Raw genomic sequence first — 25903 nt, forward strand, 5'->3', positions numbered from 1 at the left:
CTTCAACAGCGTGGAGAACACGGCGCAGGAACCCTTCGCCGCCCCGATCCGCCGGCCCGAGTTCATCGGAGCCCGCGACTTCACACCGGTGAAGTAGGGGCATACGACGGCCAGGTGGGGCGGGACGCGACAGGCGTCCCGCCCCACCTGTCTGTTTCCGCTCACGTGCCCCGCACCGCCTGGGGACCGGCCGGGACGCGGTGCGCCGCGACCAGGTGCGCGCGGAGCCTGACACGCTCGTCCGTCGCCCTCGAGGGGTCGGCCCGCCGGTCGGCCCGCTTCTCGGCGCACACGAGACGGTCGCACTCGGGACACCCGGGCACGGGCTCCGGAGCCCGCAGAGGGAACGAGACGAACGGGTCGCCGTCCTGACGAGCGAGGCGCGGGTCGACTCCGCTCACAGGAGGCGCCCTTCACTCCGGGCGTTGCATCGTGCGTTCTCCGCACGGAGGCGCTCTATGGGCGTCGCCAGCCGTGCACACGCCGGGTCCACCTCCCATTCGGCCCCGCCCCGGACCGGGCGCAGCGACCAGCGGGGGCCCGCGACTCCTCGGAACTCACCCACCCGGTCATCACGGGCGGTGTCCACGACGAGGGTGCCGGGGGCCGGGGGGCGTGGGGCTTCCTGCCCGCCGCGAAGACCATTCGTTCCAGGCACAGAACAACTCCTCTCTGTAGCTGATCCGCTACGGGGAGGCTTCACCGTGCCCTAGGGTCGACATGTCTTCAACTGGTGGAAGTCGAAGGAAGAGTCAGAGGGACGCCGTTGAACCGCAAGGAGCTCGACCCTGACGTTTCGGCATCCGCAGCGTTCGGCGAACGCCTGCGCAGGTCGAGGGACGGACATGGATACACACAAGACGAACTGGCCAGAGCGATGGGGTACTCCGGAACGCACGTCTCGGCTGTCGAAACCAATCGCAAGCCGCCAACTCTTCGCTTCGCGGAGAGGGCCGACAAGGTGCTCGGTACCGGCGAGTCGTTCGGACGGTTGTTCCGTTCCATGCGCAACGGCGCCTTGCTGGAGGGGTTTCCGGAGTATGTCGGGTTCGAGGGCCGGGCGTCGGAGATCCGCCTGTTCGAGATCGGGGTCATCCCTGGCCTCCTTCAGACACCGGCGTACGCATCAGAACTGGCGGACAGTGCCGTCAAGCGCGGGGCCATCACCCCTGAGCAGGCATATGAGCGGGTGCAGATCATCGAGCAGCGGCAGGCGGCCGTGTCCCGCCCCATCGCACCGATGGTGCTCGCAGTGCTGGACGAGAGCTGCATCCGTCGGCCGATCGGCGAACCGGAGGCCTGGGACGTGCAGTTGGCACGACTGATCGAGTTCGCCGAGCTGCCGAACACCGTGCTTCAGATCGCGCCTTACTCCATGGGAGCACGCCGCACGTTCAACCTGCCTCTGTACGTCCTGACGATGCCGGACCGCTCACTCATGTCCTACGCCGAGTCGGCCCAGCGTGGTCAGCTGGAACGCGAAAGCACGTCTGTCCTGCCCATGCTGACGGCCTACCATCAACTACAGGCCGAATCGATGCCTCAGGCGGCATCCGTTGCCATGATCAGCCAGTTGCGAAAGGGCGTTCCGTGACGACCGACACCCCCCGTTGGACCAAGTCCTCCTACAGCGACAACGGCGGCGCCTGCGTCGAGGTGGCCGCCGACCTCGCCGTCCCGCACGGCGTGGTGCCCGTCCGCGACTCCAAGAACCCGGGCGGCCCCGTACTGAACCTGGCCGCCGCCTCCTTCGCCTCCTTCGTGACGGGCGTCAGGGACGGGGCGTTCGGCGCGGTCTGAGGGGCGGGGCCCTCCCCGCCCCTCAGGGATGCATGACGATCTTTCCCACGTGCACCCTGCGAGCGAGTTCCTCCTGCGCCCGAGCGGCCTGGTCCAGAGGGAAGGTCGCGGCGATGACGGGCTGGATCCCGCCGCGACGAGCCAGGTCCATGAGGAGGGCGAAGTGGGTGGGCGTGTGCATCGCGGAGCCGATCACCTGGGCGTTGTGCAGGTAGAGGCGGCGCACGTCGAAGGTCACGCCGTATCCGCCGAGCGCTCCCGCCACGACCCACCGGCCGCCCTCGCGCAGGAGCGGCAGCCCTTCGCTCAGGAGGTCCCCGGCGACGACGTCGAGGGCGACGTCGATGCCTTCCGGGGCGGCGGCGCGGATCTGGCCGGTGATGTCCCGGGCGCGGTCGAGGACTTCGTGTGCGCCCGCTTCGCGCACCGCACCGGCCTTGGCTCCGCTGCTGATCGCGAGCACCCTCGCGCCGCGCGCACGGGCGATCTGGATCAGCGCGATGCCGACGCCGCCTGACGCTCCCGAGACCAGGGCGGTCTCCCCCGCCTTGAGCCGGCCCCGCTCGATCATGCCCAGCGCCGTGCCGTAGGCGGTCGGCAGCGTCGCGAGCTGGTCGTCGGTGAGGGGGGACTCCGTCACGTCGTGCACCTGCTCCGCCGGCGCCGTCACGTACTCGGCGTAGCCACCGTCGCGTTCGCTCCCCATCAGGCCCACCGGGTTCGCGTCCGGCCCTCCGGTGTCGTAGACCGCCGGGTCGACGACCACCCTGCGGCCGACGAGGCCTCCGTCCACGCCGGCGCCGACCGCCACGACCCGGCCCGCCACGTCGGCGCCCTGGATGCGCGGGAAGTCGACCGGGCCCCGCCATCCCGACCGTGCCTCCGGGTCTCCCGGTCGGCCGTAGGCGCCCTCCCGGGTCCACAGGTCGGTGTTGTTCAGCGCCACCGCGCCGACCCGCACCAGCACCTCCCCCGGCTGCGCGAGAGGCACCGCCACGTCCGTCAGCTCAAGAACCTCCGGCCCGCCGTGCCCGGTGATCCGCACCGCGCGCATGGTCTCGGTCCCACCCATCGCTCGACCTCCTCCATTAGGTATACTGATCTGTGAACATCTTCCACGGTACACCGATCAGTGAAGGAGCGCCGCGTGCAGGAAGCACGGCCCATGACGCCGGCCGGCCGGCGCGTCGTGGCGGCTGCCGAAGAGCTCTTCTACGACCGCGGCATCACGGCGGTCGGCGTGGATCTGATCGCCGAGCGCTCGGGGGTGACCAAGCGGACCCTGTACAACCGGTTCGGCTCCAAGGACCATCTGGTGGCGGCCTACCTCACGGAACGCGACCAGCGCTGGCGCTCACTGGTCCGCGCCACCGTCGACGCCTGCGAGGACGTCGTCGAGGCCGTCACCGGCCCCTTCGAGGCGCTGCGGACGTGGAGCGGGACCAACACCCGTGGATGCGCGTTCATCAACGCGCTCGCCGAACTCCCTGACCCGTCGCACCCCGCCCACCGCGTTGCCGCCGCCCAGAAGCTCTGGCTGATGAACCTGTTCGAGGAACTCGCCACCGCGGCGGGCTGCTCGGCTTCCTCCACTCTCGCCACCCAGCTCCTCGTGCTGCACGAGGGCGTTCTCGCCACCCAGCCGCTCCCGGTCGAGACCCTCCGGGACAGCACTGCTCTGGCACGAGCCGCAGTCCGAGCCGCGCTGCCCGCCGCCGGGGCCGCCTCCGCGCCGGGCGCCTGAGCCCGCCCGGCCGCGCAACTCGCTGGACCCCGGCCCGGGTCAGCGGCGACAGTGGCGCCCATGACTTCGCTCGTACAGCACATCACCGTCGACTGCGCCGACGCCTACAAGCTGGCCGGCTTCTGGGCCGAGGTGCTCGGCTCGCCCGTGTCCGACGACGACGCGCCCGGCGATCCCGAGGCTCTCGTGGAGGCACCGGGGGCCGCGTTGCTCTTCGTCACCGTGCCTGAGTCCAAGAGCACCAAGAACCGGGTCCATCTGGACGTCCGTCCCGAGGACCGCACCCGTGACGAGGAGGTCGAGCGGCTGCTCGCCCTCGGCGCCACTCCGGTCGCCGACCACCGCAAGCCGGACGGCCGGGGCTGGGTGACGCTGGCCGACCCCGAGGGCAACGAGTTCTGCGTGGAGTGCGGCGCGCGGGAACGCGCCGCGCTGACCGGTGCCAGGCTGCCCGTCACCGCCGACGACGTCACGACGGCGGTACGGCTCGCGGTGGACACCCTCGCCACGTCCCCGGCGGACGACTGGCGGATACCGGCGGGGACGCTGGAGTGGGACTGCTGGGAGACCGTGGAGCACCTGAGCGACGACCTCTTCGCGTACGCCGTCCAGCTGGGCGGGCGCACGCCCCCGCAGGACCGCGAGGTGCCGTACCGGTACGCGTCCGCACGTGAGGGCGGTCCGGCGAACTCGGTATTCGCCGACCCGGAGGCGGGAACCGCCGGGCTGCTCCGGACACTGGAGGCGAGCGGCGCCCTTTTGACGGCGATGGTGCGGACGAGCCCCTCGGACGTGCGCTCCCACCACGTGTACGGACTCTCCGACCCGGAGGGTTTCGCCGCGATGGGCATCGTCGAGACCCTGGTGCACACCCACGACGTCGCCGTCGGGCTGTCGCTCCCCTGGACCCCGCCCGGGGACCTCTGCGACCGCGTGCTGGCACGGCTCTTCCCCGACGCCCCGGACGACGACGACCGGTGGACCGTGCTGCTGTGGTGCACCGGCCGCGCCGGCCTGCCGGGCCGCGGCCGTGTGACGTCGTGGAAGTGGCACGGTGCGCCGCTGGACCGGTGACCCACAGGCGAGCCCCCTGAGCTGCGCGCCGGCGACGGATACCGGCCAGGACGTGGCCGGTTGCCACGGTCCGCGGGAGCCTGCCGGGGATGAGCCGGTAGCGTCGCGGCCATGGAGCAGCAGACGCGCACCCCGCTCACCGATCAGGCACCCGCGGACCCGGCGGCCACCGACGACATGCTGGCCACACAGCCCATCGGGTACTGGAGCGGGCTGGCCCACACGGCCGTCACGCGCCGTCTGCGGGACGCCATGGCCAGGATCGACGTCACGCAGCCGCAGTACTGGGTGCTCAACCGGGTGCACGGCGGGGCCGCGGGACCCACCCGCGAGGAGGTCGTCGCACAGCTCGGCCCCCTCGCCGACGGACCGCGGGACATCTCCCGGGTCGTCGACCAGCTGCTCCACCGGGGCTGGCTCGGCCAGGACGGGCAGCGGCTGCGCCTCACGGACGACGGGGAGGCCGCCCGGGTGCGGCTGCGCGAGCTGGTGACCGGTCTCCGCGCCGAGGTCCACCGGGGGATCAGCGACGCGGAGTACGTGGCCGCGCTGAAGGTGCTCCGGACGATGGTGGCCAACGTCGAGGGCCCGCGCACCGTCTGACGCCTCCCACCGCCGGCCGGTCCCGCCGGTCCGGGCCGCCGCGGGCGTCCCGGACCGGCGGAGCCGCCTACCTGTGCGAGAACCAGGCTGCCGCCGGGAGCAGCCTGCCGTTGTAGTCGAAGACGGCCTGGTTCTCCCATGCGTTGCCCGAGGACGGGTCGGCCGGGTCCCAGCCGCTGCCCTTCACGGCGGTCCAGGCGGGCTCCCAGTACACGGCGCCCAGCCCTCGGCCGTTCGGGACGGCCTCGACGACGTTCATGACGTCCCGCAGGTTCGCCGCCTGGCCGGCGGGGGTCGCCGGGTAGCCGCTCACCAGCTGGCCGGCGGTGGCCACGTTGTTCTCCAGGCCGTCGTCGTCGGCGAGTGTGTGGGCGTAGGCCGTCTCGGCGACCAGCACCGGCTTCCCGTAGCGGGCGGCGGCGTCGTCGAGATTGGTCTGGAGCTCGGACAGCGAGCCGTGCCAGTAGCCGTAGTAGGAGAGCGCGATGACGTCGAACGGCACCTTGTGCGCCACGGCGTTGTCGAACCACCAGCGGGTGCCGGCGTTGTCACCGCCCTCGGCGAGGTGCAGGACCACCTTCGTGCCGGAGGACACCGCCTTGGCCGCGTTCGCTCCGGAGGTCAGGAGGCCGGCCAGCTGGGACCAGTTGTCGGTGGATCCCTCGGGCCAGAGCATCCCGGCGTTGGTCTCGTTGCCGATCTGCACCATGTCGGCCGTGGTCCCCTGGGCCTTCAGGGCGTTCAGCACGTCGTAGGTGTGGTTGTGGACGTCGGTCCGCAGCCGGCTGTAGCTGTGTCCCGCCCATGCGGCGGGCTTGATCTGCTTGCCCGGGTCGGCCCAGGCGTCGGAGTAGTGGAAGTCGACGAGGGTCTTCATGCCGAGGGCCTTGGCGCGCCTGGCCATGGCCAGGACGTGGGCCTTGTCGTTGTACCCGTCGGCCGGGTTCACCCAGACCTTGAGGCGTACGTAGTTCATCCCGGAGTTCCGGAGGATGCTCATGGCGTCCCCGGCCCTGCCGCCCGCGTCGCGGTAGGCCGCGCCGTACGCCTCGTTCTTCGGGAGGGTGGAGAGGTCACCTCCCTTCACGCTCAGCCCGGTGCCTCCCCGGCCGAAGGTGAGGTCGTCGAAGTTGGCCCACTCCCCCGCGTGCGCGTCGGAGTTGAGGCTGATGGTGCAGGAACCGCCGGTCACCTCGACCGAGGTGACGAGGCGGATCCAGTCGCCGTCCGCGGTCGGCGGCAGGTCGGTACGCTGCTCGGCCGAGCCGCAGTTCCGCAGGGCGATGTAGGCGGAGTTCTGGCCTCCGCCGGAGCGGACCCAGGCGCTGAGCGTGTACCTGCCGTCGGCGAGGCCGCTCAGGTACTGGTAGGTCTCGACCTTGTACGCCGAGGCCGACCAGTGGCTGAGCCGGGTGCTGCCGCCGTGGCCCCCCGCCTCGGTGAAGGAGGCGGCGTCCTGCCCCCCGGCCGAGTAGGTCGACCAGCCGGTGGCACCCGACTCGAAGCCGGTGTTGACGGGGGCGGTGGCCGCGTGCGCGGCCTGCGCGGGGAGCGCGGCGAGGACGAGGCCCGAGAGTGCGGCCACCGCCCCGGCCGCCTTCGCGCGGGTGTGCGTCGTTCCGTACATCGTCGATGTCCCTTCGACAGTTGTGCGGCTCACGGATGGGCGCCTCAGCCGTCGAGCCGTACGACGCGGACCTCGCCCGCCGGAACGGCGAGCTCGTCCACGGCCGGCTCGCCGGTGAGGAGTTCGGTGCCGGGGGCGTCCAGCGCCACTCCGGCCTCGGTGTCGCTGTGGTTGATCGCGAACAGGTAGGTGCCGCCTCCGCCGGTGCGGCGCACCACCTCGACGTCGTGCGGCAGGCCGGTGCGCGCCTCGACGCCCGCGTCGGTCGCGGCGCGGTCCAGGACGGCGTCCAGGTCCGGGCCGGAGAGCCGGGTGGAGATGTACCAGGCTGTGCCCTCGCCGAGCCGGTTGCGGGTGACGGCGGGGCGGCCTGCCGGGAGGCCGTCGGCGTACGACCAGACGGTCTCCGCGCCGCGCGGGACCACCACGTCCGACCAGAGGTCACCGGTCAGCTCCGGGCCCTCGGGAGCACCTTCGGGGGTGATCAGGCGGACCTTCCCGCCCACCGGGAGCGGGGCGAACTCCTCGATCGTGAGGCCGAGTACGTCCCGGAGGGCACCGGGGTAGGGCCCGGGGTGCACCGCGTCGTCGGTGTCGACGATGCCGGAGAAGTACGAGACGACGAGGGTGCCGCCGTCCTCGACGTACCGGCGCAGGTTGCGGCCGGTCTCCTCGGTGGCCAGGTAGAGGGCGGGCACGACGACCAGGGGGTAGCCGGAGAGGTCGGCGTCCGGGTGGGCGAAGTCCACGGTGAGGTGGCGGTCGTACAGCGAGGCGTAGAAGGTGTCGGCCCGCTCCCGGGCGTCGTGCTCCTCGCTCGGGCGCCACTCCAGGCCCTGTGCCCACCAGGACTGCCAGTCCCAGAGCATCGCCACGTCTGCCACGGTCCGGGTGCCCCGGATGCCCTCCAGCAGGCCGAGCCCGGCTCCGAGCGCGCTCACCTCGCGCCAGATCCGCGAGTCGGTTCCCGCCTGCGGGACCATCGCGGAGTGGAACTTCTCGGCGCCGCGCCGGGACTGCCGCCACTGGAAGAACATGGCGCCCTCGGAGCCCCGGGCGACGTGGGCGAGGCTGTTGCGGGCCATCTCGCCGGGTTGCTTGGCGGGGTTGTGGGGCTGCCAGTTGACGCCGCTGGTGGAGTGTTCCAGGAGCAGCCAGGGCGCGCCGCCCGCGACCGAGCGGGTGAGGTCGGCGGCCATGGCGAGGTTGACGTGGGTGCGGCGGCCGTCGGTGATCAGGTAGTGGTCGTTGGAGACGATGTCGACCTCGCGGCCCCAGGCCCAGTAGTCGACGGATGCGCACTGGCTGAGGGCGGTCATGAAGTTCGTGGTGACCGGGACGCCGGGGGCGAGCCGGTGCAGGATGTCGCGTTCGGCGGTGAAGTTCTCCCGCATGGTGGCGTCGGCGAAACGGGCGTAGTCCAGCTGCTGGGCGGGGTTACCGACGGTCGGGGCGGTGCGGGGCGGGTCGATGTCCTCCAGGCTCCGGTAGCGCTGGCCCCAGAAGGCGGTGCCCCAGGCCTCGTTGACCGCGTCGGCCGAACCGTGCCGGTCCGCGAGCCAGCGGCGGAAGTGCGCGCCGCAGCCGTCGCAGTAGCAGGCGCTGACCGGGACGCCGTACTCGTTGTGGACGTGCCACATCGCGAGGGCGGGGTGCTTCGCGTAGCGGCGGGCGAGCTGCTCGGTGATGCTCGCCGCCGCCGCGCGGTAGGCGGGCGAGCTGTGGCAGATGGCGCCGCGTGCCCCGAAGGCGTAGCGGACCCCGTCGCGGCTGACCGGCAGCGCTTCGGGGTGGGCGCGGTAGAACCAGGCGGGTGGCACGACGGTGGGTGTGCCGAGGTCGGCGCGGATGCCGTTGACGTGCAGCAGGTCCAGGAGGCGGTCGAGCCAGCCGAAGTCGTAGGTGCCCGGCTCGGGTTCCAGCAGCGCCCAGGAGAAGATCCCGACGCTGACCATGGTCACGCCGGCCTCGCGCATCAGGCGGACGTCCTCGTGCCAGACCTCCTCGGGCCACTGCTCGGGGTTGTAGTCCCCGCCGAAGGCCAGCTTGTGCAGGCCGACCGGATAGGCAGTGGATTCTGAGTGCGGCATGGACAGCTCCTGGCTCTTCGGGACAACTTCTGGGAACGTGCACACACGCTCTCGGCGGCGCAGGGTCAACATAACCGCACAGCAACAACCATTGACAAGTGTCGGTTTCGTTTCTCTACTGTGAACGCTCACAGCGCCATACCGGCCAGTCCGCCGATGCGTCTGCTCGTCTCGTCAGGGGAGAAACCATGAAATACCGCACCGTCGCGGTGACCACCGCCGCCGCACTCGCCGCCGGCGCCCTGCTCTCGGGCTGCGGCTCGGACGACGGGGGCGACGAGCCGGCAGCCTCCGGTCCGGCTTCCCTGACCTACTGGGCGTGGGCGCCCGGACTGGACAAGGTCGCGGACATCTGGAACAAGGGCCCGGGCAAGGAGGCCGGCATCACCGTCACGGTGAAGAAGCAGGCCTCGGGTGACGACCTGGTCACCAAGATCATCACGGCGGCGAAGGCGCACAAGGCCCCCGACCTGGTCCAGGCCGAGTACCAGGCGCTCCCCACCCTCGTCTCCAACGACGTGCTCGCCGACATATCCGAGGAGGCGGGTGACGCCGAGGGCGAGTTCGCCGAGGGGATCTGGCAGCAGGCGACGCTCGGTTCGGACGCCCTGTACGCGCTGCCGCAGGACTCGGGCCCGCTGATGTTCTACTACCGCAAGGACCTCTTCGAGCAGTACGGCCTGACCGTGCCCACCACCTGGGACGAGTTCGCCGAGACCGCACGCGCGCTGAAGAAGAAGGCGCCGGACAAGGCCCTCACCACCTTCTCGTCCAACGACTCGGGCCTCTTCGCGGGCCTCGCCCAGCAGGCGGGCGCGAAGTGGTGGACCACCGGCGGCGACAAGTGGAAGGTGGCGATCGACGACCCGGCGACGCAGAAGGTCGCCGACTTCTGGGGCGGACTGGTCAAGGAGGGCGCCGTCGACAACCAGCCGATGTACACCCCGGCCTGGAACAAGGCGCTCAACACGGGCAAGCAGGCCGCCTGGGTCAGCGCCGTCTGGGCGCCGGGCACCCTGACCACTGCCGCACCCGGGACCAAGGGCAAGTGGGCCATGGCGCCGCTCCCCCAGTGGAAGGCCGGTGACAACGTCACCGGAAGCTGGGGCGGTTCCTCCACCGCCGTCACCAACGACTCCAAGAACAAGAAGGCCGCCGCCACCTTCGCGAAGTGGCTGAACACGGACCCCGCCGCACTCGCCGCACTGGTGAAGGAGAGCGGTATCTACCCCGCCGCGACGTCCGCCCAGACCGGCGGCGCCCTGGCGAAGGCTCCGGACTACTTCTCCAACCAGCCCGGCTTCTACACCGAGGCCGCGAGAATCGCCCAGGGCACCGCTCCCGCCGCCTGGGGCCCGAACGTCAACGTCGCGTACAGCGCCTTCAAGGACAACTTCGCCGCCGCCGCGAAGAACAAGTCGGACTTCGGGTCCGCGCTGACCGCCATGCAGGACGCCACCGTCGCGGACCTGAAGAAGCAGGGCTTCGGGGTCTCGGAGTGACACGCGCATCCCGCGGCAAGGCGTACGGGGTCAAGAGCGCCCCGTACGTCTTCCTGATCCCCGCCACCCTGCTCTTCCTGCTCTTCTTCGCCCTGCCCATCGGCTACGCCGTGTACCTCAGCTTCCGCAGGACCGAGGTCAAGGGGCTGGGCCTCGGCAAGGGCGCGCGGGAGGAGATCTGGGCCGGCCTCGCCAACTACACGGACGCGCTCTCCGACTCCGAGCTGCTGCACGGGGCGCTGCGCATCCTGGGCTACGGCGCGATCGTCGTCCCGGTGATGCTCGGTCTCGCCCTGCTCTTCGCCCTGCTGCTGGACACGGACGGGCTTCGCACGCGCGGCTTCAGCAGGCTGGCGATCTTCCTGCCGTACGCGATCCCGGGCGTCATCGCCGCACTGATGTGGGGCTTCCTGTACCTGCCCGACGTCAGCCCCCTCCTGTACGTGCTCGACGCGGTGGGACTCCCGCAGCCCGACCTGCTGGACGGCGGGCCGCTGTACCTCTCCCTGGCCAACATCGCGGTGTGGGGAGGCACGGGCTTCAACATGATCGTGATCTACACGTCGCTGCGGGCGATCCCCGCCGAGATCTTCGAGGCCGCGCGGCTCGACGGCTGCTCGCAGCTGCAGATCGCGCTGCGGATCAAGATCCCGATGGTGGCGCCGTCGCTGATCCTGACCTTCTTCTTCTCGATCATCGCGACGCTCCAGGTCTTCAGCGAGCCCACCACGCTGAAACCGCTGACCAACTCGCTCTCCACCACCTGGAGTCCGCTGATGAAGGTCTACCAGGACGCCTTCGTCAACAACGACGTCCATGCGGCGGCCGCCCAGGCGGTCATCATCGCCCTCGCCACCCTCGGCCTGTCCTTCGGCTTCCTCAAGGCGGCCAACTCCCGTACGAAGCAGGGAGACTCCTGATGAGCACCCAGCCCCTCGCCGCACCCGGCCGCCGGCGGCCGCCGCTGGTCCCGACCGCCGCGCTCCTTCTCGGCGCCGTCTACTGCCTGCTGCCCGTCGCCTGGGTCCTGGTCGCGTCGACGAAGTCCGGCAGCGAGCTGTTCTCCACCTTCACCTTCCTGCCGGGCTCCGGCTTCACCGACAACGTCACCGACCTCACGGCGTACCGCGACGGGGTGTACTGGAGGTGGATGGCCAACTCGGCGTTCTACGCGGGGGCGGGCGCCCTGCTGTCCACCGCGGTGTCCGCGGTCTCGGGGTACGCGCTGGCCGTGTACCGCTTCCGCGGGAAGGAGACCGTCTTCAACATCCTGCTCGCCGGGGTGCTGATGCCTCCGGTGATCCTCGCCGTACCGCAGTACCTGCTGCTGGCCGAGGTGGACATGACCGACTCCTACCTCTCGGTACTGCTGCCGCTGATCCTCTCCCCGTACGGCGTCTACCTGGCCCGGATCTACGCGGCCGCCGCCGTCCCCGCCGACGTGATCGAGGCGGGGCGCATGGACGGCGGCGGCGAGTGGCGGATCTTCCGGACCATCGCGCTGCCGATGATGCTGCCGGGGCTGGTGACGGTGTTCCTGTTCCAGTTCGTGGCGGTCTGGAACAACTTCCTGCTGCCCTACATCATGCTCGGCGACGACGAGAAGTTCCCGGTCACGCTGGGCCTCTACACACTGCTCCAGCAGGGTTCGAACACCCCGGCGCTCTACACGCTGGTCATCACCGGCGCGCTGCTGGCGATCATCCCGCTGATCGCCCTGTTCCTCGCGATCCAGCGGTTCTGGAGCCTCGACCTGCTCTCCGGCGCCGTAAAGTCCTGACTGCTCCTCGACAGGGCGTCCTTTCATGAAAGATCAAGCACCATGAGCCGCACAGAACAGAACGGCGCGGGACGCCGCAGGCCGCCGACGATCCACGACGTCGCCCGGGAGGCCGGGGTCTCCCGGGGCACGGTCTCCCGGGTGCTGAACGGCGGTCACAACGTGAGCTCCGCCGCGCTCGACGCGGTCCAGTCCGCCATCCGCCGTACCGGCTACACCGTGAACCGGCACGCCCGGTCCCTGATCACCGGACGCTCCGACTCGGTGGCGTTCCTGCTGACCGAGCCCCAGGAACGCTTCTTCGAGGACCCGAACTTCAACGTGCTGCTGCGCGGCTGCACCACCGCGCTCGCGGCGCACGACATCCCGCTGCTGCTGATGATCGCGGGCACGGAGGCGGAACGCCGGCGCAACATGCGTTACATCGCCGGGCACGTGGACGGGGTGCTGCTGGTCTCCAGCCACTCCGGCGACCCGGTCGCCGCCCAGCTGCACGAGGCCGGTGTTCCGCTGGTGGCCTGCGGGAAGCCGCTCGGGCAGGGGTCACGGGTCAGCTATGTGGCGGCGGACGACCGCAACGGCGCGCGGGACATGGTGCGTTACCTCCACGAGTCGGGGCGCCGCCGGATCGCCACGGTCACCGGCCCGCTGGACACCCCGGGCGGCGTGGACCGGCTGGCCGGTTACCGCGAGACGCTCACCGAGTGCGGGCTGCCCGTCGACGAGACCCTGATCGTGCCGGGCGACTACAGCCGGGCGGGCGGTGCGGCGGCGGCCGCGCTGCTGCTGGAGCGGGCACCCGACGTGGACGCGGTGTTCGTCGCGTCGGACCTGATGGCGCAGGGCGTCCTGAGCACGCTGGAGCAGGCGGGACGGCAGGTGCCGCGGGACATCGCGGTCGGTGGTTTCGACGACTCGCCCGCGGCACTCGCCGGGCGCCCCGAGCTGACGACGGTCCGCCAGCCGTGGGACCGGATCAGCGCCGAGATGGTGCGCGTGCTGCTGGCGCAGATCGGCGGGGAGGACCCCGCCGCGGTCATCCTCCCCACGGAGCTGGTGCGCCGGGGTTCGGCCTAGACCTCCGCGACACGGCGTGCGGCGGCACCCTGGCGGGCGGGGCACCGCCGCACGTCGTGGGGGGTCAGGCGGTCAGCGCCGCGAGCTCCGCGTCGGCGCGCTCGGTGACCAGGGTGAGGACGCGGCCGGCGGCTGCCAGGTCCTCGGCCGGTATGCCGCCCCAGATGCGGGCGGAGACGGGGGCGGTCTCGGCGGCGACGGCGGCGAGCAGCTCGCGCCCGGCAGCCGTGGGGCGCAGGCAGGCGCCGTCCTCGACGAGCAGCCGCCTGGCCAGCAGCTCGTCCAGGGTGACGCGGATCCCCGCCGGATCGGCCTTGAGGTGGCCCCTGACCTGGGCGATGAGTTGGTCCGCCGTCTGCGGGGCCTCGGCGGTGGCTGCGGCGCGCAGGGTGATCTGCTGCTGGAAGGTGGCGCCGTGCCGGGCCAGGGCGTGCTCCAGGACGCCGCGGGCGGCGTAGTGGGCCAGGCCGAGCACGCGGGCGTCGGCGACGGGTCCGGCGGTGGACGCGGTGGTGGACTCGGTGGTGGTCATGGCGTTGTCCCCTGTGTGCTCTCGTCGTGCGGTACGGATGGAGCGAGAGGTGCGTCGAGCAGGGTCCTCAGCTCGTCGGTGAACGTGCGCGTCCGGGGGGCGTCGAGGCCACCGAGCGGTTCCAGCAACTGCTGGTGCAGCTCCTGGACCACCGTGATCGCCTGCCGTGTGACGACCTCGCCCCGCTCGGTCAGGGCGAGCTGCACGGCACGCGGGTCACGGGGATCGCGCGTCCGCCCGATCAGGCCGGCCGTCTCCAGGGCGCGCGCCAGCTTCGAGACGTACAGCGCCTCCAGGCCGGTGTGGTCGGCGAGGCGCCGCTGACTGGGTCGTTCTCCCGCGCGCTGCATGCCGTACAGCGAGGCGACCAGCGCGTACTGGGCGTGGGTGAGCCCCAGCGGGGCCAGCGCGCGGTCGACCGCGACGCGCCACTTGTTGGCGAGCCGCCACACCAGGAAGCCCGGCGTGGGACCGGGAGGACGCGGACCGTTGCTCATGGGAAACAGAGTACATGGCTACTATGTCCATGGCTACTGTTTTTCTCCCGGCCCGAACGGCCCACCACCCCGCCCCTGCGGGACGCGCCTTCAGACCGCCAGGGCCGGATAGTCGGTGTAACCCTTCGCGCCACCACCGAAGAAGGTGGACGGGTCCGGGGTGTTGAAGGGCCCGCCGGCCTTCAGCCGGGCCGGGAGATCGGGGTTGGCGAGGAACAGCGCGCCGTAGGCGATGATGTCGGCGATGCCGTCGTCGATCACCGTGTGGTGCCCGGGACCGGTCGGCCCCTCGGAGAACACGTTGATGACGAGGGTCCCGGTGAACTGCTTGCGCAGAGCGAGCGTCAACTCGCGGGTCCCGGCCTGTTCCAGCACGTGCAGGTAGGCGAGCCCGAGCGGCTCCAGTTCCGCGACGAGCGCGGTGTAGACGGCGTCCGGCTCGGGCTCCTCGATGCCGTTGTAGGGGTTCCCGGGCGAGATGCGCAACGCGGTGCGCTCGGCGCCGATCTCGGCCACGACCGCCTTGACCACCTCCACGGCGAAGCGGATGCGGGCCTCGTCGGAGCCACCCCACTCGTCGGTGCGCAGATTGGTATTGGGCGCCAGGAACTGCTGGATCAGGTAACCGTTGGCACCGTGCAGCTCGACTCCGTCGAATCCGGCCTCGACCGCGTTGCGGGAGGCCGTGACGAAGTCGGCGATCGTCGCACGGATCTCGGCATCGGTGAGCTCGTGCGGCTCCACGAAGTCCCTGGGCCCGACGTGGGTGTGGACCTGACCGGGCGCCGCGACCGGGGAGGGCGCCACCGGAGTGAGCCCGTCCGGCAGCAGGACGGGGTGGCCGATCCTGCCCGCGTGCATGATCTGGGCGAAGATCCGGCCGCCCGCCGCGTGTACGGAGTCGGTGACCTTGCGCCAGGAGGCGACCTGCTCGGCGCTGTGCAGGCCGGGGGTGGACGGATACCCCTGGCCGACCACGGAGGGCTGGATCCCCTCGGTGATGATCAGCCCCGCCGAGGCGCGCTGGGTGTAGTACTCGACGGTGAGGTCCGTGGCCGTGCCGCCCGCACCGGCCCGGCTGCGGGTCATCGGAGCGAGGGCGATGCGGTTGGAGAGCTGCGTACCGGAGAGGTCGACGGGATCGAACGCGGTGGTCATGTAAGCCTCCGAGGCCATTTATGTGGTCGGCCAAGTAACCGACCGTCGTCACTGTAACCCATTAATTGGCCGACCAAGGTAAAGTTCACGAGGACGTCACGAACCCCGGTTCCGACCGGCCCGCGCCATCGCACCGAGGAGTCCCGATGAAGGCCGACAGCACCGCCCCCGCCGATGCCGCCTGCGTCGGCGGGCCGCCGAGCGCGGCCCTCGGCGGCCCCGTCAGCCACGCCGTCTCCCGAGTCGCCAGGCTGCACAGGATCACGGCCGGCCGACTCCTCAGGGGGCTGGGGCTCTACCCGGGCCAGGAGTTCCTGATGATGCACCTCTGGGACACCGGAGCGGTCCGCCAGGCCGAACTGATCAGGGCCATGGACCTCGACCCGTCCACCGTCACCAAGATGCTCCAGCGTCTCGAACAGGCCGGTCACGTGCGCCGTCGCCCCGACCCGGACGACCGGCGGGCCGTCCTGGTCGAGGCGACGGAGCAGAGCTGCGCACTCCACACCCAGGTGCGTGCCGCATGGGCGGACCTGGAGGAACACACCCTCGTGGGGCTGGGCCCGGCCGAGCGCGCGGAGCTGACCCGGCTGCTCGCCAAGGTGGAGGAGAACCTCTGCCAGGAAAGCGTGGACTGCCCCACGCGATAACCGGGGCCCCGGCTCAGCCGGACAGCACGTCCAGGGCGCGGTCGACGTCCGCCTCGGTGTTGTACAGGTGGAAGGCCGCCCTCAGATTGCCCGCTCGGGCGGAGACCATCACCCCGGCCGACGCCAGGTCGGGTTCCCGGCCGCCCAGGCCGGGTACGGCGACGATCGCGGAGGTGCCGGGCACCGCCTCGTGCCCGATCGACGCCAGCCCTTCCCGGAACCGGGCCGCGAGCGCCGTGGCACGGGCGTACACGGCGTCCACCCCCACCTCGGCCAGCAGACCCAGGGACCGCTCGGCGCCGTGATAGGCGAGGAAGGCGATCGGCTGGTCGAAACGGCGGGCGTCGGCGGCGAGCTTCTCGACCGGCCCGTACGTGCTGCTCCAGGGGTCCTCGGCCGCCACCCAGCCCGCGTAGAGCGTGGGCAGGGTCTGCTGGGCCTCCTCGGTCACGGTCAGGAAGGACGCGCCCCGGGGACACATGAGGAACTTGTACCCGCCGGTGACGGTGTAGTCGTACGCTCCTGCATCCAGCGGCAGCCATCCGGCCGACTGGCTGGCGTCGAGCATCGTCCGGGCCCCGTGCGTGGCCGCGGCCGCCCGGACCGCGTCCAGACCGGCGACCCGGCCGTCGGCGGACTGGACGGCCGAGAAGGCGACGAGCGCGGTCTCCGGCCGTACGGAGCCGGCCAGTTCGGCCAGCGGGACGTAGCGCATCCTCAGATCGCCGCGTACGGCGAACGGGCTGACGACGGAACTGAACTCACCGGTCGGCGCGAGGACTTCGGCACCCGGCGGGAGGGACGCGGCGACGAGTGCGACATGGGCCGCGACGCAGCCGCCGACAGCCACCCGTGCGGGCGTGACACCGGCGAGCCCGGCGAAGGCCGCACGGCTGGAGTCCACCGCGTCGACGTTTCCCGCCCCGCCCCTGACCCCTGCGGCCCCCTCGTCGGCCAGCGCCTTGACGGCGTCGACGGCACGACGGGGCAGCAGCCCGCAGGTGGAGGTGTTCAGATAGGTGGTCTCGCATGCGAATTCGGTGGCCACGGCCTGGTCGATCGCAGAAGTCTCCATGCGGGACAGCCTGACGGCCGCCCAACCTCACGTCAATCACGTGAGTTTGAGCGGCGCGCCCAAGACGTCCTTATACGCGCTGGTCGGACACTTCAGCCCGGGGCGCTTCGCAGGCACCGTCCGCGTCGCAGGCCGCCGCGTCCCCTCCGACCTGGGTCAGGGCGGAGACCTCGCGGTCCTTCCACGCCTGTTCCAGCGCCTGGGTGAAGACCTCGGCGGGCTGCCCTCCGGAGATGCCGTAGCGCCGGTCGAACACGAAGAACGGCACGGCGTCGGCACCCAGCTCGGCGGCCTCGCGCTCGTCGGCCCGCACGTCTTCGGCGTACGCTCCGGGGTCGGACAGCACCGCACGCGCCTCGTCGCCGTCGAGGCCCGCCTCGACGGCGAGGCCGGCCAGCACCGCGTCGTCGAAGACGGAGCGCTCCTCGGCGAAGTTCGCCCGGTAGACGAGGGTGAGGAGCTCGTCCTGACGTCCGCGCGCCTTGGCGAGGTGGAGCAGCCGGTGGATGTCGAAGGTGCTGCCGTGGTCACGCCCCTCGGTGCGGTAGCCGAGCCCTTCGGCCTGCGCGTTCGCCGCGACGTTGGCCTCCATGCCGCGCGCCTCCTCGACGGTGCGCCCGTACTTCTGTGCCAGCATGTCGACGACCTGCTCGATGTCGCCCTTGGCACGTCCGGGGTCGAGCTCGAACGAGCGGTGGACCACCTCGACCCCGTCACGGTGGGCGAAGCCGGCCAGCGCCTTCTCGAACCGCGCTTTTCCGACATAGCACCACGGGCAGGCGATGTCGCTCCATATCTCGACGCGCATGACTCTTCTGTTCTCCAGCTCTGCTGTGTCCGGGGCGGAGGGAGCCTCCGCCGCCGCTTCAACGTACGGATGGAGCAGCTGATTCCCTGGGCGGGCCGGTTCACCCGGGCTGGGTCCCGGCCGGGACGGCCCGGACGGGGCCCACGGCCGCAGCACGTGGGCGCTGGGGCGTCGTGTCGCTCGTCGGCATGATCAAAGCTGTTCGAGATCCCCACCGGTCGCACATGGAAGGCGCCCCCATGACCCGCACCACCCCGCCACGCCCCCTCGACGTGGAAGCGGTGTCTCCCGCCCTGGCAGCCCGTCGGCGCACGACCACCCGGCTGCACCGACCAGTGGGAGTGTGACGGTGCCTCACGCAACTGGCTGCCGGTCGAGGACCGGGACCACGGCAGTGATCCCCACACGATCAACCCGACCGACGTCCACCTCGGCCGGGGCCTGATGCGTGTGCACAGAGAACGAGGGGGGCGTCGGTCTTATGACGCGATCGGCCCCCGATGTCAGGTCACCGTCACCGTGGTGTCAGCCTTCGCGCCCGGGAGTCCTGGCGCGGGCGCGCGTGGCTGAGCGCCGTACAGGTACGGCGGGCGCCCGTGACGCGTGTTCTCCGTGCGGAACAGCGCAAAGCGCCTACCGTGCTGTTCTGGTGCACGTCGTGGAAGGCGGTAGGGCTGCTCGGCCCGGACGTTATGGACCTTGTTCTCCCAGCCCTTGTACGAGCACGGATAGGACTGTCGCGCCCGTGCGGGACGTCGTGTCGGGCATGAAGCCCTGCCACAGGGCCGGGTGGTGACGCCGACGGCGTCACCGGACTTGTTCCGCGCGTCGGGCACCGGCTCGGGCGTCTTCAGCGGTTCCCGCCGTACCGCTGCTCCGGCGCCGGCCGTCCGAGCGGCACGGCTTTCACCGCGATGGGCCCCGCACCTGCCACGGACGGCGCCGCCGCCCAGCTCAGCCACCGAACACCGAGGGAGTGAGATGCGACCGCCGAAGGTCTTTCACTGGATCATCACGCTGCAAGGGGGCTCTGTCGGCCCGCGCACCTTCGAGGGGACCGTTCTGGTCGAATCCGAGGAGACCCGGCAGGAGATCTACCGTCGCGTGGTGGTCTCGACGAGTGAGGAGAGCGGCATCGACGAGCCTGTGGTGGCCTTCTTCGACCTCGAGTCCAACCAGCTCTGAACCGTCCGCGTCGGCATCGTGCCGTCGCGCGGCAGCGCCCTTCCGGCCGCCGGCCACCTCGCCGCCCACGCAGCTGCGGCCCCGGCGACCCGGAGCTCGGGCTCGCTCGACGCGCGGCGAACAGCCCTGCACGCTCTGCGCGAGGCCCGGAAACTGCTCCTCATCACCGTGCGGGACATCACCGACGCACAGCTCACCGAACGGTCCACCGTGAGTGAGCTGACCCTCGGCGGCATCCTGAACCACCTCGCCCGGGGTGAACGGGTCTGGACGCACATCCTCACCGACACGACCGGCCGGACCCCTGACGGGATGTGGGACATGGAGCAGTACCGGTCACCGGAGGGCGCCACGGTCACCGGCCTCCGCACCGCCTACGAGTCGGCCGCCCGCGCCACGGACGAAGCCGCCGCGGAGGCGGACCCGGACACGGAGGCCCGCCTGCCGGAGACGCCCTGGGAGCCCGGGGCCGTGCACCACTGGCCGGTACGCCGGATCCTTCTGCATCTCCTCCAGGAGACCGCCCAGCACGCCGGGCACGCGGACATCATCCGGGAGTCGATCGACGGCGCGAACAGCACCGCGCGGCGGTCGTAGAGCCGACGGGCGTCCCGGGTGCGCGCGTAGCCTCCGGGGACGGACCTGCGACCGGCGGCGTACGCCGTGTCCATCGGGGGCGGGTGCTGCCGGCTCACGCCGTACGACCGGACGGCGTGACGACCTGGACGCTCCTGGGCGCGGCAGGGTGGAGCACGCGGAGGTCCGGGAGGTCGCGGAGACCTGCCGGTCGTCACTGGCCGACGTCGGCCGCCTGGCGCGCAGTGGGCCCGGAACCCGAGCTGTCGGGTCCGGGCCCACCACGTGGGTGCGCGGTGCTTCAGCTGCCGTCGCGCATGTCTCCGGGGCCGGAGGGCCGGAAGGTGATCCGGTCGAACGCCGCCGAGCAGCCGTCGCCCGTCGGCGACTGCACGAGGAAGCCGATGCGGGCGGCCGCCCGCTGCTCCTCCGTGCCGAGGGTGAACAGCCGGACGAAGGTCCACCGCTCGCCGTCCGCCGAGGCGTGGAAGGCGAAGGCGCCACCGGTGCGGCTGAGCCGCAGCCAGCAGCTGTCCCCCTCCACCACGGCGGAGTTCACGTCGTCGGACTGGCCCCGGGTGACCACCGTGCAGACCGTGGGGCGGTCCGGGGAGAGTTCCAGGCAGAGCTTCGCCCATTCCCGCTCCCCGACGTGGAGGTAGAGGACTCCGGCGTCGAAGGCGGCGGCGAAGCCGACGCGCACCCGGGCGATCAGCTGGAAGTCGCCCTCCGGGGCTGCCCCGAGCAGACGCGGCGCGTCACTCGCGGGCTCCTGGGTGTCACCGCCCGGCGGGACGAAACGGTCCTGCTTCGCACCCGCCGAGCCGGTCAGCACACCGCCCTCGTAGGTCCATCCGCCATCCGGCCCGGAGGCATCCAGGGCGAAGGGGAGCTCCGGGAGCCGCAGCGCCGTCACGCGCGGCGCCCGTCGACCCGGCGCGGGAGGTTCTGCGGGTTGTCCTCGCGGAGCTCCGGCGGCAGCAGCTCCTCGGGCGTCGACTGGTAGCTGACCGGGCGCAGCCAGCGCTCGATCGCGGTGGCGCCGACCGACGTGGAGGTGGAGGTCGTGGCCGGGTAGGGGCCACCGTGGTGCTGGGCGGGGGCGACGGCGACGCCGGTCGGCCAGCCGTTGACCAGGACGCGTCCGGCCACCGGGGTGAGCTCGGCCAGCAGACCGGCGGCGCTGCCGTCGGCCTCCTGCGTGGCGATCTGGAGGGTGGCGGTGAGGTTGCCCGGCAGCCGGGAGAGCACGGCGGTGATCTCGTCGGCGGAGTCGTAGCGCGCGACGACGGTGACCGGCCCGAAGCACTCCTCCAGGAGCGCGTCGTGCGGGCCCTCCTGGACGAGCCGCTGCGCCGGCACGGTGAAGAAGCCCGCGGAGACGGTGTGCTCGCTGCCCGGGCCGGGGGTGACGGGGGCCTCCACGTCCGGAAGTGCGGCCCGTTCGGCCACCCCCTGGACGAAGGCGTCGCGCATCCGGTGGTCGAGCATGACCCCGGCCCCCGTACCGCTCACCGTCTCGGTCAGCGACTTCAGCAGCTGGTCACCGGCCTCGCCCGACGGGGCGAACACGAACCCGGGCTTGGTGCAGAACTGTCCGGCCCCCATGGTCATCGAGCCGCCGAGCCCGGCGCCGATCTGCTCACCGCGCTCGGCGGCCGCAGCCTCGGTGACGACGACGGGGTTGAGCGAACCGAGCTCGCCGTGGAAGGGGATGGGGGTGGGGCGGGCGGCAGCGGCGTCGAAGAGGGCGCGGCCGCCGCGGATCGAGCCGGTGAAGCCGGCGGCGGAGACGAGCGGGTGCTTCACCAGCTCGACACCCGCCTCGAACCCGTGGACCACGGTCAGGACGTCCTCGGGCAGGCCGTGCTGCGCCGCCGCCCTGCGCAGGAGCGAGGCGCAGATCTCGGAGGTCGCCGGGTGGTCGGGGTGCGCCTTGACGACGACCGGACAGCCGGCCGCGAGCGCGCTCGCGGTGTCGCCGCCGGGGACGGAGAAGGCGAGCGGGAAGTTGCTGGCGGCGTAGACGGCGACGACACCGAGCGGGATCTTGTAGCGGCGCAGGTCCGGCCAGGGCGGAGTCCTGCTGCCGTCCTCGTGGTCGATGTGGATGTCGAGGTAGGCACCCTCGTCGACGACCTCGGCGAAGGCCCGCAGCTGGGCTGCCGTGCGGGCGAGTTCGCCGGTCAGGCGGGCGGGGCCGAGCGCGGTCTCCGCGTCGGCCGCCTCGATCACGTGTTCCTGGGCCTCGGCGAGCAGGTCGGCCGCGGTCCGCAGGAACGCGGCGCGCACGGTGCGGTCGGCCAGGGCTCCGCGGACGGCGTGCGCCGCCCGGACCGCACGGTCGACCTCCTCCGCTGTAGCCTCCACCGCGACCTGCTCACGCGGGTTCCCCGTTCGGGGGTCGACGCTCCAGACTGGTGCTGCTGCCACCGTATTTCCTTCCGGTCCACTGCCACACAGGAGAAGTTGTTCGGTATTCTGAACAGCGTTCCTGAACGTGAATACACGGGGAACTCTATTTCCGGGCGCTCGTGGTGGCAAGAAGTCGCAGGGTCGTACAAGAAGGCTGGAAGGGGCATCAGGCATGTCGGTAGGCGAGTCCGGTGGGGCACAGGTCAAGTCCGCTGTACGGACGGTGGAACTCCTCGAATACTTCGCGGGGCGCCCCGGCATGCACTCGCTGGCCGCGGTGCAGGAGGCCGTCGGCTACCCCAAGTCCAGCCTCTACATGCTGCTGCGGACCCTGGTGGAGCTCGGCTGGGTGGAGACCGACGCCACGGGCACGCGGTACGGGATCGGTGTGCGCGCCCTGCTCGTCGGGACCTCGTACATCGACGGTGACGAGGTCGTCGCCGCCGCCCGGCCCACCCTGGACCGGCTCTCCGACGACACCACGGAGACCATCCACCTGGCCCGCCTGGACGGGACGAACGTGGTGTACCTCGCCACCCGGCAGTCCCAGCACTACCTGCGCCCCTTCACCCGCGTCGGCCGCCGGCTGCCCGCGCACTCCACCTCGCTCGGCAAGGCCCTGCTGGCGACCCACAGCGACGAGCAGGTCCGCAAGATGCTCCCCGAGACGCTCCCGGCGCTGACCGAGCACACCCTCACCGACCGCGAGAAGCTGATCGAGGAGCTGCACCTCATCCGCGAGCAGGGTTACGCGGTGGACCGCGAGGAGAACACCCTGGGCCTGCGCTGCTTCGGCGTCGCCATCCCCTACCGCACACCGGCGCGCGACGCGATCAGCTGCTCGGTGCCGGTCGCCCGGCTCACCCCGGCTCACGAGCAGATGGTCAAGGACGCCCTGTTCGACGCCCGCGACCGGCTCACCCTCGCGACCCGCAGGCTCTGAGCTCCAGGGGGCCCCGCCCGGCGGTGCGGAGCACCCCGGGCAGCGCACCTGAGAAACCGGTGAGAAGGAACACGGACGGGAACGTCCCCGGCCGTCCCGTTCGTCCCCCAGTGGGATGAACAAGACGATCAGGCGCGCTTCGGTCTTCTGTCTGCTCATGGTGCTCGCCCTGCTGGTGCGGGCGACCTGGGTGCAGGCCTACGAGGCCCGGGCGCTAGCAGACGACGAACACAACCGGCGGAACACGATCGCGCAGTACGCGCAGCCGCTCGGCGACATCATCGTGGCCGGCTCCCCGGTCACCGGTTCGAAGGAGACGGACGGCGACGACCTGCGGTACAAGCGCACCTACACCCAGGGCGAGCTGTACGCGGCGGTCACCGGCTACAGCTCGCAGGCCTACGGCGCCACCCAGCTGGAGGGCATCTACAGCGATGTCCTCGACGGCACCGACGACCGGCTCAAGGACCCGGCGGATCTGTTCACGGGTGAGCGGACGGCCCCCGGCGACGTGCTGACGACCATCGATCCGGACGTGCAGAAGGCGGCCTTCGAGGCGCTCGGGGACGACCGGGGCGCCGCGGTCGCGATGGATCCGGAGTCCGGGCGGATCCTCGGAATGGTCTCCTCCCCCTCGTACGACCCCTCCGACATCAGCGGGACCGGCGACGGAGACGCCTGGCAGGAGCTCCTCGACGACGAGAGCAAGCCCATGGTGAACCGGGCGCTGCGGCAGCCGCTGCCGCCCGGCTCGACGTTCAAGCTGGTGGTGGCCTCGGCGGCCCTGGAGAACGGACTGTACGGTTCGGTCGACGAACCCACGGACAGCCCTGATCCGTACACCCTGCCGAACACGAGCACGGTCCTTTCCAACGAGAACCCCTCGGCCCCGTGCGAGAACGCCACGTTGCGGACCGCGCTCCAGTACTCGTGCAACAACGTCTTCGCGAAGGTGGCGGCGGATCTCGGCCAGGACAGGCTGAAGGCCATGGCGGACGCGTTCGGATTCGGCACCGAGGACCTGGACGTGCCCGTGCGCGCGTCGCAGAGCGTGTACCCGACCGGTATGGACAAGGCACAGACGGCACTGACCGGCATCGGGCAGTTCGAGGTGACCGCGACCCCGATGCAGATGGCCATGGTCTCGGCCGCCCTGGCCGACGGTGGCGAGCTGTCCTCGCCCCACATGGTCTCGAAGGTGACGGGTGGCGACGGCTCCACACTGGAGGAGTTCCCGGACGGGGAGAGCCGGCGGGTCGTGAAGGAGTCGACGGCCGAGCAGCTGCGCAGCGCCATGGTCACCGTCGTGGAGGAGGGGACCGGGAGCAACGCGAGGATCGACGGTGCCGAGGTGGGCGGCAAGACGGGAACCGCGCAGAACGGCGTGGACAACAGCAACACGCCCTACGCCTGGTTCACCTCGTACGCGCGGGACGACTCCACCGGCAAGCAGGTCGCGGTCGCGGTGGTCGTCGAGGACTCAGGAGCGGCGAGGTCCGAGGTCAGCGGCAACGGGCTGGCCGCGCCGATCGCGCAGAAGATGATGAAGGCGGCGCTCGGGCGCTGACCCGTTCCCCCGCCGGACGGACGCTCCGGTCCGCCGGTACGGACGCCGCGGAGTGATGATCGGCTTACCCACTCCATGGAGTGATCAGGAGCATCACATCTTCACTCTGAGTAATCGGATGGATACCTTGGGCGCACAGGGCCCCGACAGGGCGCCCTTCAGCTCAAGGAGAGATCCGTGGAACGAGAAGCGCGGCACGGTGCGGTCACCCAGCCCGAGTCCAGGGCTCAACTGCACCTCGCGGACTGGCAGGCCGCGGGCCTGGAGGCAGGGAAGTTCTTCCCCGGAACGGAAGCCGGCCGCCGGGACCCGTACGCACCGGACGACGTCCTGAACGCGCAGCCCCCCGAGGACGGCCGGATCGCCAGCGCCGGGAAGGACTTCGCCGCCAAGCTCGACGAGCCCGACTCGCAGCAGGGCTGGCAGAAGCACCCGGTGCGCGCGGGCGAGGCCCTGGACATCACCTGGGCCTACCACGCCCCGCACAAGACCCGCCGGTGGAACTACTTCCTCACCAAGGACGGCTGGGACCCGTCGAAGCCGCTGGCCCGGGCCCAGTTCGACCCGGCACCGATCGCGACGTACCAGAACAGCGGCCAGCCGTACTGGTCGGCGGACGACCTCGTCCCGGCCGACCCGACCGTCCACAGCGTCACCCTTCCCGGGGACCGCCGGGGCTACCACGTGCTCCTGTCGGTGTGGGAGGTGGCGGACACGGCGCAGGCGTTCTACCAGGTCATCGACCTCGACATCGAGTAGGCGCGGGGAGCACTCGGCACCGGCCCTGCGCCCGGTCGTCCTCCGACGGCAGGGCGCAGGGCGCAGGGCACACTCGTCGCCGTCACCCCGGCGGTGCGCGACACGGGCTCCAGCGGCACCCGGCCCGGGGGCCCCGGGCGGCGGGAAGCCCGGATCCGACCGGCCTCCGGCGGGTGCGGACGAGGCCACGTCCGCCGCACGGAAGGCCGCCGGACCTCCGGGAGGCCGGGAGGAGCGGAGGCGGGGCGGGGCGACCCGGAGAAGTCCGGGGAACCGCCGCCTGGCGCACGGGGGTTCAGGTTTTCGCCGCGTTACGCCTTACTGGGAGACGCACGCGTCGAAGCGCTTCCGGGCTACGCATTGGTACGCTCCCGCTCCGCGAACGGATGTGGGAACGTACACAACCCGTTCCAGCGCGCAGTGATCCCAGTGCAGAGAAGA

At 71.4% G+C, this 25903-nt stretch carries 27 protein-coding genes and 1 pseudogene; 16 read left to right on the plus strand and 12 right to left on the minus strand.

Annotated elements, in window-relative coordinates:
* Window positions 1–97: pseudogene (locus ACHFIV_RS22055) on the plus strand (ectoine hydroxylase); the annotation flags it as partial.
* A gap of 64 nt (window positions 98–161) precedes the next feature.
* On the opposite strand, the gene ACHFIV_RS22060 reads toward ACHFIV_RS22055, so the two are convergent.
* On the minus strand, window positions 162–401 hold the full coding sequence (locus ACHFIV_RS22060; protein ID WP_398971706.1) for a hypothetical protein: 240 nt from the start codon (window positions 399–401) through the stop codon (window positions 162–164).
* Window positions 398–658 (minus strand): hypothetical protein, encoded by a 261-nt coding sequence (locus tag ACHFIV_RS22065; RefSeq protein WP_398971708.1) that lies wholly within the window; start codon window positions 656–658, stop codon window positions 398–400. The genes ACHFIV_RS22060 and ACHFIV_RS22065 overlap by 4 nt, the downstream gene beginning before the upstream one ends.
* Window positions 659–766: 108 nt before the next feature.
* Between ACHFIV_RS22065 and ACHFIV_RS22070 the strand changes: the two genes are divergently transcribed.
* On the plus strand, window positions 767–1594 hold the full coding sequence (locus tag ACHFIV_RS22070) for a helix-turn-helix domain-containing protein (RefSeq protein WP_398971710.1): 828 nt from the start codon (window positions 767–769) through the stop codon (window positions 1592–1594).
* Complete coding sequence (locus tag ACHFIV_RS22075) at window positions 1591–1800, plus strand: DUF397 domain-containing protein (protein WP_398971713.1); 210 nt, start codon at window positions 1591–1593, stop codon at window positions 1798–1800. The genes ACHFIV_RS22070 and ACHFIV_RS22075 overlap by 4 nt, the downstream gene beginning before the upstream one ends.
* A 22-nt stretch (window positions 1801–1822) precedes the next feature.
* On the opposite strand, the gene ACHFIV_RS22080 is transcribed toward ACHFIV_RS22075, so the two are convergent.
* Window positions 1823–2872: a zinc-binding dehydrogenase gene (locus tag ACHFIV_RS22080; RefSeq protein WP_398971716.1), complete on the minus strand. Its 1050-nt coding sequence runs from the start codon at window positions 2870–2872 to the stop codon at window positions 1823–1825.
* Between the two features lie 93 nt (window positions 2873–2965).
* Between ACHFIV_RS22080 and ACHFIV_RS22085 the strand changes: the two genes are divergently transcribed.
* The 3 genes from ACHFIV_RS22085 (at window position 2966) to ACHFIV_RS22095 (ending at window position 5221) form a co-directional block, all read left to right on the plus strand.
* On the plus strand, window positions 2966–3544 hold the full coding sequence (locus tag ACHFIV_RS22085) for a TetR/AcrR family transcriptional regulator (RefSeq protein ID WP_398972544.1): 579 nt from the start codon (window positions 2966–2968) through the stop codon (window positions 3542–3544).
* Between the two features lie 60 nt (window positions 3545–3604).
* Complete coding sequence (locus tag ACHFIV_RS22090) at window positions 3605–4618, plus strand: VOC family protein (protein WP_398971718.1); 1014 nt, start codon at window positions 3605–3607, stop codon at window positions 4616–4618.
* 111 nt (window positions 4619–4729) lie between these two features.
* Window positions 4730–5221, plus strand: coding sequence for a MarR family winged helix-turn-helix transcriptional regulator (locus tag ACHFIV_RS22095; protein ID WP_398971722.1), 492 nt, complete (start codon window positions 4730–4732; stop codon window positions 5219–5221).
* Window positions 5222–5288: 67 nt separating this feature from the next.
* Here the strand turns inward: ACHFIV_RS22095 and ACHFIV_RS22100 are convergent, their stop codons facing one another.
* Window positions 5289–6848 carry an arabinogalactan endo-beta-1,4-galactanase gene (locus tag ACHFIV_RS22100; protein WP_398972547.1) on the minus strand — a complete coding sequence of 520 codons (1560 nt, stop codon included), beginning with the start codon at window positions 6846–6848 and terminating at the stop codon, window positions 5289–5291.
* Between the two features lie 44 nt (window positions 6849–6892).
* Window positions 6893–8938, minus strand: a complete 2046-nt coding sequence (locus ACHFIV_RS22105) for a beta-galactosidase (RefSeq protein WP_398971725.1) — start codon at window positions 8936–8938, stop codon at window positions 6893–6895.
* Between the two features lie 188 nt (window positions 8939–9126).
* Between ACHFIV_RS22105 and ACHFIV_RS22110 the strand changes: the two genes are divergently transcribed.
* The 4 genes from ACHFIV_RS22110 to ACHFIV_RS22125 are packed head-to-tail and all read left to right on the plus strand — an operon-like array spanning window position 9127 to window position 13297.
* On the plus strand, window positions 9127–10440 hold the full coding sequence (locus ACHFIV_RS22110) for an extracellular solute-binding protein (protein ID WP_398971728.1): 1314 nt from the start codon (window positions 9127–9129) through the stop codon (window positions 10438–10440).
* Window positions 10437–11360: a carbohydrate ABC transporter permease gene (locus tag ACHFIV_RS22115; RefSeq protein ID WP_398971732.1), complete on the plus strand. Its 924-nt coding sequence runs from the start codon at window positions 10437–10439 to the stop codon at window positions 11358–11360. Before ACHFIV_RS22110 ends, ACHFIV_RS22115 begins: the two co-directional genes overlap by 4 nt.
* Entirely contained in the window at window positions 11360–12220 is an 861-nt protein-coding gene (locus ACHFIV_RS22120) for a carbohydrate ABC transporter permease (protein ID WP_398971736.1), read from the plus strand. Before ACHFIV_RS22115 ends, ACHFIV_RS22120 begins: the two co-directional genes overlap by 1 nt.
* 42 nt (window positions 12221–12262) lie before the next feature.
* Entirely contained in the window at window positions 12263–13297 is a 1035-nt protein-coding gene (locus ACHFIV_RS22125; RefSeq protein ID WP_398971739.1) for a LacI family DNA-binding transcriptional regulator, read from the plus strand.
* 64 nt (window positions 13298–13361) lie between these two features.
* On the opposite strand, the gene ACHFIV_RS22130 is transcribed toward ACHFIV_RS22125, so the two are convergent.
* The 3 genes from ACHFIV_RS22130 to ACHFIV_RS22140 form a co-directional block, all read right to left on the minus strand.
* Window positions 13362–13829, minus strand: a complete 468-nt coding sequence (locus ACHFIV_RS22130; protein ID WP_398971742.1) for a MarR family transcriptional regulator — start codon at window positions 13827–13829, stop codon at window positions 13362–13364.
* Window positions 13826–14326, minus strand: coding sequence for a MarR family winged helix-turn-helix transcriptional regulator (locus ACHFIV_RS22135; RefSeq protein WP_398971744.1), 501 nt, complete (start codon window positions 14324–14326; stop codon window positions 13826–13828). Before ACHFIV_RS22135 ends, ACHFIV_RS22130 begins: the two co-directional genes overlap by 4 nt.
* Window positions 14327–14416: 90 nt before the next feature.
* Window positions 14417–15484 (minus strand): alkene reductase, encoded by a 1068-nt coding sequence (locus ACHFIV_RS22140; RefSeq protein ID WP_398971747.1) that lies wholly within the window; start codon window positions 15482–15484, stop codon window positions 14417–14419.
* A 146-nt stretch (window positions 15485–15630) separates the two neighbouring features.
* Here ACHFIV_RS22140 and ACHFIV_RS22145 point away from each other — a divergent pair, with 146 nt between their 5' ends.
* Complete coding sequence (locus ACHFIV_RS22145) at window positions 15631–16134, plus strand: MarR family winged helix-turn-helix transcriptional regulator (protein ID WP_398971749.1); 504 nt, start codon at window positions 15631–15633, stop codon at window positions 16132–16134.
* Between the two features lie 13 nt (window positions 16135–16147).
* On the opposite strand, the gene ACHFIV_RS22150 is transcribed toward ACHFIV_RS22145, so the two are convergent.
* On the minus strand, window positions 16148–17209 hold the full coding sequence (locus tag ACHFIV_RS22150) for an aminotransferase class V-fold PLP-dependent enzyme (RefSeq protein WP_398971752.1): 1062 nt from the start codon (window positions 17207–17209) through the stop codon (window positions 16148–16150).
* 70 nt (window positions 17210–17279) lie between these two features.
* Window positions 17280–18017, minus strand: a complete 738-nt coding sequence (locus tag ACHFIV_RS22155; RefSeq protein WP_398971754.1) for a DsbA family oxidoreductase — start codon at window positions 18015–18017, stop codon at window positions 17280–17282.
* A gap of 981 nt (window positions 18018–18998) precedes the next feature.
* Between ACHFIV_RS22155 and ACHFIV_RS22160 the strand changes: the two genes are divergently transcribed.
* Together ACHFIV_RS22160 and ACHFIV_RS22165 are read left to right on the plus strand one after the other, a co-directional pair.
* A complete protein-coding gene (locus ACHFIV_RS22160; RefSeq protein WP_398971757.1) occupies window positions 18999–19202 on the plus strand; it encodes a hypothetical protein in 204 nt (67 codons plus the stop codon).
* Between the two features lie 18 nt (window positions 19203–19220).
* Window positions 19221–19799, plus strand: coding sequence for a DinB family protein (locus tag ACHFIV_RS22165; RefSeq protein ID WP_398971760.1), 579 nt, complete (start codon window positions 19221–19223; stop codon window positions 19797–19799).
* Between the two features lie 280 nt (window positions 19800–20079).
* Here the strand turns inward: ACHFIV_RS22165 and ACHFIV_RS22170 are convergent, their stop codons facing one another.
* Window positions 20080–20685, minus strand: a complete 606-nt coding sequence (locus ACHFIV_RS22170; protein ID WP_398972549.1) for a DUF1349 domain-containing protein — start codon at window positions 20683–20685, stop codon at window positions 20080–20082.
* Between the two features lie 5 nt (window positions 20686–20690).
* Window positions 20691–22211 carry an aldehyde dehydrogenase (NADP(+)) gene (locus ACHFIV_RS22175; protein ID WP_398971763.1) on the minus strand — a complete coding sequence of 507 codons (1521 nt, stop codon included), beginning with the start codon at window positions 22209–22211 and terminating at the stop codon, window positions 20691–20693.
* Between the two features lie 154 nt (window positions 22212–22365).
* Between ACHFIV_RS22175 and ACHFIV_RS22180 the strand changes: the two genes are divergently transcribed.
* The 3 genes from ACHFIV_RS22180 to ACHFIV_RS22190 all read left to right on the plus strand — a co-directional run bounded on the left by ACHFIV_RS22180 (window position 22366) and on the right by ACHFIV_RS22190 (window position 25462).
* Window positions 22366–23136, plus strand: coding sequence for an IclR family transcriptional regulator (locus ACHFIV_RS22180; RefSeq protein WP_033305764.1), 771 nt, complete (start codon window positions 22366–22368; stop codon window positions 23134–23136).
* Between the two features lie 115 nt (window positions 23137–23251).
* Window positions 23252–24703 carry a peptidoglycan D,D-transpeptidase FtsI family protein gene (locus ACHFIV_RS22185; RefSeq protein WP_398971767.1) on the plus strand — a complete coding sequence of 484 codons (1452 nt, stop codon included), beginning with the start codon at window positions 23252–23254 and terminating at the stop codon, window positions 24701–24703.
* A gap of 177 nt (window positions 24704–24880) precedes the next feature.
* Entirely contained in the window at window positions 24881–25462 is a 582-nt protein-coding gene (locus ACHFIV_RS22190; protein WP_398971770.1) for a lytic polysaccharide monooxygenase auxiliary activity family 9 protein, read from the plus strand.
* The last annotated feature ends 441 nt before the right edge of the window (window positions 25463–25903 follow it).

This window comes from Streptomyces sp. ALB3, from assembly GCF_044385685.1.
GTDB lineage: Bacteria > Actinomycetota > Actinomycetes > Streptomycetales > Streptomycetaceae > Streptomyces.